Origin of the sequence: Pseudonocardia sp., from assembly GCF_025965585.1 — a bacterium.
Lineage (GTDB): Bacteria > Actinomycetota > Actinomycetes > Mycobacteriales > Pseudonocardiaceae > Pseudonocardia.
On the sequence record NZ_JAOPWR010000359.1, the window covers coordinates 1 to 9,414 of the forward strand.

Below are 9,414 nucleotides of genomic sequence, written 5' to 3' on the forward strand. Positions count from 1 at the left end.
GTGGTGGCCAACCAGCCGCTGCACTTCGCCGGCACGCTGGACATCGACGCCGCGGAGAAGGCCGCGCGCTTCGTCCGGACCTGCGATGCGTTCAACATCCCGGTGCTGACGTTCGTGGACGTGCCCGGCTTCCTGCCCGGAACGGCACAGGAATGGGGCGGCATCATCAGGCGCGGCGCCAAGCTCATCTACGCGTACGCGGAGGCGACCGTGCCCAAGATCACGGTGATCACCCGCAAGGCGTACGGCGGCGCCTACGACGTGATGGGCTCCAAGCACCTGGGCGCCGACATCAACATCGCGTGGCCCACCGCCCAGATCGCCGTCACCGGTGCGCCGGGCGCGGTGAGCATCCTCTACCGCAAGGAGCTGGCCGCGCTGGAGGGCGACGAGCTCGCCGTCCGGCGCAAGGAGCTGCAGCAGGAGTACGAGGACACGCTCGCCAACCCGTACATCGCGGCCGACCGCGGCTACATCGACGGCGTCATCCCGCCGTCGCACACCCGCGGCTACGTCGGGCGGGCGCTGCGCACGCTGGCCACCAAGCGCGAGGCGGTCCCCGCCCGCAAGCACGGGAACATTCCGCTGTGACGGGGGACGCCGAGGCCACTCCTGAGGAACGGCGGGCACTGTTCCGCGTCGTCCGCGGCGAGCCCACCGACGAGGAGCTCGCCGCCTTGACGGTGACGCTCGCGGCCGTCGCGAGCGCAGGGGGCGGTGAGCCCGCCCCGCGGCCGCGCAGCGCGTGGAACGACCCGGCGGCACGACTGCGGACGCAGCTGAGCCCAGGGCCCGGCGCGTGGCGCGCCTCCACCTGGCCCCGCTGACCCGTGAGATGACGCTCAGGGCGATCGGTCCGTGATCGAACCGCCCTGACCGTCATCTCACGAACCGGTGGCGGCGACAGGCGCCCCTCCGGATCGACGGGCCGGACCTGTTCTGTGAAGGCCACCTGGAACGGCACCGTGATCGCCGAGGGCGACGACACCGTCGTCGAGGACGACCACTACCTCCCCGTCGCGTCGGTGAAGCCGGAGTACCTGAAGGACTCCGGGGGCGTCACCGTCAGCGAGTGACCGGCGGGCGGGTCCACCCACGGGTGGACCCGCGATCTCCACCCCGCGTCCGCTCCGGGACCGACGATCGGCGGCCGCGCGGCGAGCAGCCTTGCGGGCATGGACATCGGCTCGTACCTCATCCCGGCCCTCGCGATCGTGTGGATCATCTACCGCCAGTTCGTCGGCCGCTTCGTCACGACGGGCAGCTCGTTCGTCCTGCCGCTGGTCCTCGTGGTGTGGGGACTCGTGCAGACCGTCCAGGCCGACGTGCGGTGGACGCTGCTCGCCGTCGCCGTCGTGGCGGGCGACCTCCTGCTGACCGCCGCCCTGGGCGCGGTCCGCGGCGCGGCGATCCGGCTGAGCCTGCGCGAGGGCTACCTCTACCGGCGCGGCGGCGCGCTCAGCCTCGTGCTGTGGGCCGTCTCGATCGGTGCGCGCGTGCTGGTGGGCGTGCTGGTTGTGGGCACGCCGGCCGGGCAGGCGACGGCGGCCACCCTGACGCTGGGCTTCGGCGTGAGCATCAGGGCGCAGTACCTCGTGCTGGCCGCGAGGGTGCGCGCCGACGGACGGCCGCTCCGCCCGTCCGGGGATCGACGCGGCGCCGGGGCGCGGGCCACACTCGGCCGGTGAGCACGGACTGGGGCCCGGTACGGCTGGTCAGCAACCTCGTCTGGCTGCCGATCATCCTGGTGGCCACGTTCGCCACCGGTACGCCCGTGCAGCACCTCGGCCCCGCGATCGTGGCGGCCGTCCTGGCGAGCGCCGGGTGGATCGTCACCGCGCTCCGGGCGGAGACTCCGCCGTGGATCGCACCGGCCGGGATCGTCCTCACCGGGGCGGCAGGGGTTGTGCTCGTGGCGGCCGTGGGCGTCTGGTCCACGCCGATCGCGTTCTGCATCTACGCCGTGCTCTCCGCCGGGGCCCGGCTCCCCGCTCCCGCCGCCGTCGCGATCACCGTCGGCACCGGGCTCGGGTCGTTCCTGGTGCTGCGCCACGATTCGCTCGGCGGGCTCGCTGTGCTCGCGGTCGGGCTGGTCGCGGTCCTGCTGTTCGGCATGAGCCGCCGGGAGAGCGCCCGGCGGCTGGAGCAGCGGGAGCTGACGCTCGTGGCGGACGCCCGCGTGTACGAGGAGCACGCCCGCGCCGCCGCACTGGCCGAGCGCGCGCGCATCGCCCGCGACGTCCACGACGTGCTCGCGCACTCGCTGTCGGCGCTCTCGGTCCAGCTGCAGGGCGCGCGGCTGATGCTGCAGCGCGACGGCGCCGCACCCGACACCGTCGCCCAGATCGAACGCGCCCAGCGGCTGGCCGCCGAGGGGCTCGCCGAGGCCCGCCGGGCCGTGACCGCGCTGCGCACCGAGCCGGTGGACCTGGCGGCCGGGCTGCGCGCGCTCGTCGCGGACACCCCGGACGCGACGCTGGAGATCGCCGGCGAGCAGGGGCCGCTCGGCCCCGGGGCCCGCGAGACGATCCTGCGCACCGCCCAGGAGGCGCTCACCAACGTCCGCAAGCATGCGGGGGGTGCGCCGGTGTCGGTGCGCCTGTCGCACCGCGACGGGATGACCGAGCTGGAGGTCCGCGACCACGCGGGCGCGCCCGCCCCCGTCCGTCCGGGCGGCTACGGTCTGGTCGGCATGGCGGAGCGCGCGGCGCTCGCCGGGGCGCAGCTCGACGTGGGACCTGTGGAGGACGGATGGCGGGTGCGGCTGCAGCTGCCGGCGGTCCCGTGACCGGCGCGGCGGACCTCCGCGTCGTCCTCGCCGACGACCAGACCATCGTCCGCGAGGGCCTCGCCACGCTGCTCGGGCTGCTGCCCGGCATCGAGGTCGTCGGCGCCGCGCCCGACGGCGAGCGGGCCGTCGCCCTGGTCGCCGAGCACGCCCCCGACGTGCTGCTCACCGACCTGCGCATGCCCGGGTGCGACGGCGTCGAGGCCACGCGGCGGGTGCGCGCCGAGCACCCCGGCACGGCGGTCGTCGTCCTCACCACCTACGCCGACGACGCCTCCGTCCTCGACGCGCTGCGCGCCGGGGCCGTGGGCTGGCTGTCCAAGGACGCCGATGCCGAGGCCATCGGGCACGCGCTGCGTTCCGCCGCCGCCGGCCAGTCGACCATCGACTCCGCCGCGCTCGCCGCACTCGTCGCGGCCGGCCCGACGGCGCCCGCCGCACCCCCCGACGACCTCACCGCGCGCGAGGCCGAGGTGCTCGGGCTGATCGCCACCGGCCTGTCCAACGGGGAGATCGCGCGGCGCCTCGTGGTCAGCGAGGCCACCGTGAAGACGCACGTCAACCGCGTGTTCGCGAAGGCCGGGCTGCGCGACCGCGCCCAGGCCGTGGGGTACGCGTACCGGCACGGCCTGGTCCCCGGCTGAGCCGGCCCGGACCTGGGGCGACGGCGGTGGCTGCGGTTCGGGCTGACCGCCCGGCACACCCTTGATCCCCACCGACGCTCCTGGTCACGGCGCCCGGCGCCCGGCCCCGTAGGGTCGGGCGCCGTGCGCGTCGTACTGGCCTCGGCCTCCCCAGCCCGCCTTCGCATTCTCACGGCGGCCGGCCTCGATCCGGCCGTCGAGGTGGCCGATCTCGACGAGAAGGCGGTCCTGGACTCCGTGGCGCACGCGTCGGTGGGCGAGAAGGTCACCACGCTCGCGAGCGCCAAGGCCACCACCATCGCGCGCCGCATCGCCGGCGCCCACCCCGACGCGCTCGTCATCGGGTGCGACTCGATGCTCCACCTCGACGGCGAGCTCGTCGGCAAGCCCGCCGACGCCGACGAGGTGCGGCGCCGCTGGCGCGCCATGGCCGGCCGCACGGGCGAGCTGCTCACCGGGCACGCGGTGCTCCGCATGGTCGACGGCGAGATCGACCGCGTGGCCGAGGGCCACGCCGTCACCGTCGTCCGGTTCGGCGAGCCCACCAACGCCGAGCTCGACGCCTACATCGGCACCGGGGAGCCGCTGGCCGTCGCCGGGGCGTTCACCCTCGACGGGCTGGGCGGCTGGTTCGTCGAGGGCATCGACGGCGATCCGTCCAACGTGATCGGGCTCAGCCTGCCGCTGGTCCGACGACTGCTCGCGGGCGTCGGCGTGACCGTCACGGACCTGTGGCAGCGCTGACGCGCGAGCGGCGAGCCGCTCGACGGCAGGTCTAATCTCGGCCCCATGGCTCTGCAGAACGACACCGACCCGAAGCTGGCCGCCTACGCGCACCCGGAGCGCCTCGTCACCACCGAGTGGCTGGCCGCGAACCTCGGCGCCGAGGGGCTCGTCGTCGTCGAGTCCGACGAGGACGTGCTCCTCTACGACACCGGGCACATCCCCGGCTCGGTGAAGGTCGACTGGCACACCGAGCTCAACGACCCGGTCACGCGCGACTACGTCGACGGCGCCCGCTTCGCCGAGATCTGCGGCGAGCGCGGCATCGGCCGCGACACCACCGTCGTCATCTACGGCGACCGCAACAACTGGTGGGCCACCTACGCGCTGTGGGTGTTCAGCCTCTTCGGCCACGCGGACGTCCGCATCCTCGACGGCGGGCGTGCCAAGTGGCTGGCCGAGGGCCGCGAGATGACCACCGACCAGCCCAAGCCCGAGACCGTCTCCTACCCGGTCGTGGAGCGCGACGACAGCAAGATCCGCGCCTTCAAGGACGAGGTGCTCGCCCACCTCGGCAAGCCGCTGGTGGACGTCCGCTCCCCCGGCGAGTACTCCGGCGAGCTGCTGCACATGCCCGACTACCCGCAGGAGGGCGCCGTCCGCGGCGGCCACATCCCGGGTGCGGCGAGCGTGCCGTGGGCCCGCGCGGCCGCCGAGGACGCCACGTTCAAGTCCCGCCCCGACCTCGAGGCCATCTACCTGGAGGAGCAGGGGCTCAAGGCCGACGACGACGTCGTCGCCTACTGCCGCATCGGCGAGCGCTCCAGCCACACGTGGTTCGTGCTCACCCACCTGCTCGGCTTCGAGAACGTCCGCAACTACGACGGCAGCTGGACCGAGTGGGGCAACGCCGTGCGCGTGCCGATCGTGCAGGGCGCGGAGCGCGGTTCCGTCTGAGCGGCCTCAGGCCTGCCCCACCGGGGCGGGCCGCGCCGCGCGCCCGGGCAGGGCCGCCGCGCTCACCAGGCCCGCGAGGAGTGCCCCGGCGAACACCGCGAGCATGATGCGGTGCTCGCCGAGGACCTCCTCGCGGTTCCCGCCGACGTCGAGCAGCCGTCCCAGCACGGCGATGCCGACCACGCCGCCGAGATAGCGCATGGTCGAGTTCACCCCGGCGGCCATGCCGCTCTCGCGGCGGTCGACCGCGCTGAGCGAGGCGCTCTGCGCGGCCGGGGTGGCGAGCCCGATCCCGATGCCCAGCACCACCAGCGGCAATCGCACCTGACCCGGCGACGTCAGGCCCGACGCCGCGAGCATCCCGAGCCCCGCGAGGCACGCCAGCGACCCGACGACCGCCACCGGGCGGGGCCCGAACCGGTCCACCAGCCGGCCGGCGACCAGCGACGTGGCGACCGTGGCCACCATCATCGACACCAGCAACCGGCCGGTGCTCGCCGCGTCGATGGCGAACAGGGCGGTGAGCACCTGCGGGAGCTCGAACAGCAGCGTGTACATCGCGAGGTTCTGCACCGCGATGAGGACGGTGCCTGCGGTGAAGGGGAGCGACCGGAACAGCGCGAACGCCACGACCGGGTCCTCGGCGCGACGCTCCCGCCACACGAACGGCACCACCAGCACGAGACAGACCCCGAGCAGCAGCACGGAGGCTGCCCCGGTGGCCTCCAGACCCAGCACGAACGCGGTCAGCAACGCTGCGAGCAGCAGCGACCCCGTCCAGTCGAACCGGGGACGGGGTGCCCCACCCGCCACCCCGGACGCGCGGCGCGCCGTCGCGGCCAGCACCGCCGAGACCGCGAGCACCGGCAGGTTGACCACGAAGATGCTCGGCCAGCCGAACGCGCTGACCAGCTCGCCGCCCACCACCGGTCCGATGCCGGCAGCCAGCGACATGACGGCCCCGAACATGCCGAACGCGCGTCCCCGGCGCTCCGGCGGCAGCTCGCTGCGCAGCAGCGCCACGGTCGTCGGCACGATGACCGCACCGCCGGCCGCGATCAGCACCCGGGCCACCACCAGCGTCCCGAGGTCGGGTGCGAGGAACCCGAGCACCGAGCCCAGGCCCGTGACGGCCTGGCCGAGCGCGAACATCCGCCAGTGGCCCAGCCTGTCGCCGAGCTTGCCGCCGGGGCTCTGCAGCACGATCGCCGCGACGAGGTAGATCCCCACGAGCGTCTGCGTGACGGTGCCGGAGGCGCGATCGAACTGGCGCGCGATGTCCGGCAGCGCCACCGAGATCATCGTCGAGTTGAGCGGCAGGAGCGACGCGGACAGGAGCGCCGCCGCGAGACCCGTCCAGGAGCTGCGCCCGACCGCCTGCGGCCCGGCCGCCACGGACTCAGCCACCGGTGATCGGCCGTCGCTGCAGGAGGAACAAGGTGCCGCAGCGGAACGCGAACTCGATGTCGTGCTCCGTGGACCCGAACACGCGGTCGCACGCCGACGCGAGCCCGTGGAGCGCCGCCAGCTCGGCCTCTCCCAGGCACGGCGCGGCGGCGAGCCCGACGGCGACCGCCACCTCCTCGGTACCACCGGCGACGCTGCGACGGACCGCCGTGTCCTTATCACCGAGACGGCGTTCCAGCAGCCGGCCCGTGGTGTCCAGCCGGTACCGGTCCGGGATGACCAGCCCGGCGACGACGGCTTCACCGAGCCCCCAGCTCGCCTCGATCACCCGCTCGGCGGCCCCGGTCACGGGGTTCCTCGTGAACAGCACGCCTGCCACGTCGGCGTCGACGAGCTCCTGCACCACCACCGCCATCCGGGACGTGCAGCCGAGCCCGAGCCGAGCCCGGTAGGCCTGCGCACCTGCCGCCCGACCCGACGCGTGCACCTGCCGGACGGCGTCGACGACCGCGTGGGCGCCGCGCACCCCCAGCACTGTCAGGTGCGCGCCGGCGAAGCTCGCCGCGCCCGAGTCCTCACCGAGCGCGCTGGAACGGACCGCACGACGGGCCCCTCCCGCGCACGCCGCCTGCAGCTCGGTGAGCGCAGCCGCGTCGGCGTCCACCACCGCCTCGACGTGGTCGGCGGACACCGCGAACCCCGCCGGGACGGGGAGCCCGGCGCGGATCCCCACACCGAGCTGAACGGCCTTGCCCCCGAACGCCTCCGTGTCCGTCGCATCGGCCAGTGCGCAGATCATCGGCGGCTCATCCCAGCAGCCGGACAGCACCGGTGGTCCCGTCGACCCGGACCCGCGCCCCGTCGGGGATCATGCGGGTGGCCTCGCGGGTACCGACGATGCCCGGGATCCCGTACTCCCGGGCGACGATCGCGGCATGGCACAGCTGGCCGCCGCGGTCGGTGACGATCGCGCCCAGCAGGGGGAGGACGACGTTGAAGTACGGCGAGGTCATCCGCGCCACCAGGACGTCGCCCCGCTGGATGCGCCCGAAGTCGGCGGAGTCGTCGACCAGCCGCGCGGTGCCCTCGTAGACGCCGTCGTTGACCGCCAGCCCGTGGACCACGGTGTCGGAGTTCGGGGTGTCGGGCACCCCGAAGATGTTCGCCATCGTGGCGCCCATGGCCATGGCGGCGCGGCGGGCCGGGGGCGGCAGCATCTCCAGCGGCGGGGGCGGGGACGGCACCGGGCCCAGCAGCGGCGGCGCGTCCTCGTTCGCGTGCGACGTGCGCCAGTCGTAGCGTTCGGCCACCTCGTCGGCGCTCGGGCCGGGCTCGCCGCGCAACAGCCCCGCCAGCTCGTCCGCGTCCGCGTCCACGGCGTGCGCCGCAGCGGTGAGCAGGCCGGCCGCCACCAGCCGGTGGCCCGCCTCCAGCAGGGCCCGCCGCGCCAACCCCGTGCCCCAGCCGTCGGAGTAGGCGCCCCGCTCGTCACGCAGCCGGTTCATCAGCCGTGCCTCACCGAGCCGCTCGTCGAAGTCGGCCAGGTGTTCGGCCGGCACCCGCGCCCGGACCGCGGCGAGCTTGTCCTCGTCCTGCGGTGCGGCCGTGGCTCCGGCGACGGCGGCGCGGACGGCCTCGACGAGCAGCGCGGGCATCTCGCCCGCGGTGGGCTCGCTGACGTCGTAGCCGACGGACCGGAACCGGACCGCGTCCAGGTAGGCCTGCACCTGCTCGCCGACGTCCGGATCGGCCGCGAGCGTGGCGAGCGTGTCGGCGGGCGGCCCGGCCTCCGCGAGCGTCCGGGTCGCGGTGGTGCTGGCGCAGACGGCATCGGCCACGGTGTCCAGCTCCACGGCCGCGAAGCCGGTGGAGATCTGTGACGTGCCGCGCAGGAGCTCCATCAGCTCGCCCGCGCCGGCACCGGTCCACTGCTGCGCGGCCGCGAGGAAGTCGCCGAGTGCGATCGTGGCGGACGCGGTGTACTTGTGGTGGAGGTAGTGCATCGACTCGACGTGTTCGAAGCAGCGGATCAGGTGCGCGGCCAGCTCCTCGTCCGACAGCGCGGCGGGGTCGACATCCTGGAGGTCGAGGTGGCCGTTGATCGCGGCCGGCCGGTCGATCTCGTCCCAGTGGGCGAGGTCCTGCCGCCACTGCTTCTCCGCGAACGCGCGGACCGACGTCATGATCCGGGCCTGCAGCTCGTCGGGCGTCGCCCCGCCGGGCCGGTCGTCCCCGAACATCGCGAGCTTCGTGTAGATGAACCCGTTGACGACCGCCGGCTCCATGTGGTCGACCAGCATCCCGTAGCGGGCGGTGCCCTCGGCGAAGCCCCGGGGGAAGCCGGACCGGAACGCGTTCGCGGCGAACCTGCTGATCGGACGCTGGAAGTGTGTCGACTCCAGCTCCCACGAGCCCTCGCCGGGCGCCTCGTACACGACGTCATGCATGCTGACCCCTCTCGGATGGAGCCGGCCCCGTCTCGGGGAGGCCTGGTTCCCGTCAAGGAGGACCTCGACGCCGAGGAAATACATGATGAACGCGAGATGAACTCACGATGGACGAGGAGAGGTGCCCGGTGAGCCTGCCACCCCAGCTCGAGGAACTGGTCGAGGACTTCACGGGCGTCGGGCCGAAGGACCGCCTCCAGCTGCTGCTGGAGCTCTCCCGGGAGCTGCCGGCGCTGCCGGAGCGCTACGCCGACGCGGCCGACACGATGGAGCAGGTGCACGAGTGCCAGTCGCCGCTGTTCCTGGCGGTGGAGGTGGAGCCGGAGGGCAAGCGGGCGGTGCGCCTGTTCTTCTCGGCACCGCCGGAGGCGCCCACCACCCGGGGATTCGCGTCGATCATGCACACGGGCCTCGACGGCGAGCCCGCCGACGAGGTCCTGGCCGTGCC

At 74.2% G+C, this 9,414-nt stretch carries 12 protein-coding genes; 9 read left to right on the forward strand and 3 right to left on the reverse strand.

The window, feature by feature from the left end:
* The 8 genes from JWR81_RS21950 to JWR81_RS21985 form a co-directional block, all read left to right on the forward strand.
* Positions 1-591 (forward strand): carboxyl transferase domain-containing protein (locus JWR81_RS21950; RefSeq protein ID WP_297656149.1); only part of this gene is annotated, 591 nt, incomplete at its 5' end.
* A complete protein-coding gene (locus JWR81_RS21955) occupies positions 588-827 on the forward strand; it encodes an acyl-CoA carboxylase subunit epsilon (RefSeq protein WP_297656152.1) in 240 nt (79 codons plus the stop codon). The genes JWR81_RS21950 and JWR81_RS21955, both read left to right, overlap by 4 nt.
* Positions 828-941: 114 nt before the next feature.
* Positions 942-1,076 (forward strand): DUF427 domain-containing protein, encoded by a 135-nt coding sequence (locus tag JWR81_RS21960; RefSeq protein WP_297656155.1) that lies wholly within the window; start codon positions 942-944, stop codon positions 1,074-1,076.
* Between the two features lie 99 nt (positions 1,077-1,175).
* Complete coding sequence (locus JWR81_RS21965) at positions 1,176-1,688, forward strand: hypothetical protein (RefSeq protein WP_297656158.1); 513 nt, start codon at positions 1,176-1,178, stop codon at positions 1,686-1,688.
* Entirely contained in the window at positions 1,685-2,788 is a 1,104-nt protein-coding gene (locus JWR81_RS21970; protein ID WP_297656161.1) for a histidine kinase, read from the forward strand. Before JWR81_RS21965 ends, JWR81_RS21970 begins: the two co-directional genes overlap by 4 nt.
* Positions 2,752-3,432, forward strand: coding sequence for a response regulator transcription factor (locus JWR81_RS21975; RefSeq protein ID WP_297656173.1), 681 nt, complete (start codon positions 2,752-2,754; stop codon positions 3,430-3,432). The genes JWR81_RS21970 and JWR81_RS21975 overlap by 37 nt, the downstream gene beginning before the upstream one ends.
* Before the next feature lie 123 nt (positions 3,433-3,555).
* Positions 3,556-4,176, forward strand: coding sequence for a nucleoside triphosphate pyrophosphatase (locus JWR81_RS21980; RefSeq protein WP_297656175.1), 621 nt, complete (start codon positions 3,556-3,558; stop codon positions 4,174-4,176).
* Positions 4,177-4,221: 45 nt separating this feature from the next.
* Positions 4,222-5,112: a sulfurtransferase gene (locus tag JWR81_RS21985; protein ID WP_297656178.1), complete on the forward strand. Its 891-nt coding sequence runs from the start codon at positions 4,222-4,224 to the stop codon at positions 5,110-5,112.
* A gap of 6 nt (positions 5,113-5,118) precedes the next feature.
* On the opposite strand, the gene JWR81_RS21990 is transcribed toward JWR81_RS21985, so the two are convergent.
* Genes JWR81_RS21990 through JWR81_RS22000 form a run of 3 tightly spaced genes read right to left on the reverse strand, consistent with a single transcriptional unit; the run spans position 5,119 to position 8,966 of the window.
* Complete coding sequence (locus JWR81_RS21990; protein ID WP_297656181.1) at positions 5,119-6,519, reverse strand: MFS transporter; 1,401 nt, start codon at positions 6,517-6,519, stop codon at positions 5,119-5,121.
* Entirely contained in the window at positions 6,512-7,318 is an 807-nt protein-coding gene (locus JWR81_RS21995) for a PEP/pyruvate-binding domain-containing protein (RefSeq protein WP_297656184.1), read from the reverse strand. The genes JWR81_RS21990 and JWR81_RS21995 overlap by 8 nt, the downstream gene beginning before the upstream one ends.
* Positions 7,319-7,325: 7 nt before the next feature.
* Positions 7,326-8,966, reverse strand: coding sequence for a PEP-utilizing enzyme (locus JWR81_RS22000; protein ID WP_297656187.1), 1,641 nt, complete (start codon positions 8,964-8,966; stop codon positions 7,326-7,328).
* Positions 8,967-9,094: 128 nt separating this feature from the next.
* On the opposite strand from JWR81_RS22000, the gene JWR81_RS22005 reads away from it, so the two are divergent.
* The coding region (locus JWR81_RS22005) for a SufE family protein (protein ID WP_297656190.1) at positions 9,095-9,414 on the forward strand (320 nt) is incomplete at its 3' end.

What these genes read in the sequence shown, in the direction of transcription:
- JWR81_RS21985 (WP_297656178.1), top strand. Translation starts at nt 4,222, where the DNA reads ATGGCTCTGCAGAACGACACCGACCCGAAGCTGGCCGCCTACGCGCAC.
- JWR81_RS22000 (WP_297656187.1), bottom strand. Translation starts at nt 8,966, where the DNA reads ATGCATGACGTCGTGTACGAGGCGCCCGGCGAGGGCTCGTGGGAGCTG.
- JWR81_RS21975 (WP_297656173.1), top strand. Translation starts at nt 2,752, where the DNA reads ATGGCGGGTGCGGCTGCAGCTGCCGGCGGTCCCGTGACCGGCGCGGCG.
- JWR81_RS21965 (WP_297656158.1), top strand. Translation starts at nt 1,176, where the DNA reads ATGGACATCGGCTCGTACCTCATCCCGGCCCTCGCGATCGTGTGGATC.
- JWR81_RS21995 (WP_297656184.1), bottom strand. Translation starts at nt 7,318, where the DNA reads ATGATCTGCGCACTGGCCGATGCGACGGACACGGAGGCGTTCGGGGGC.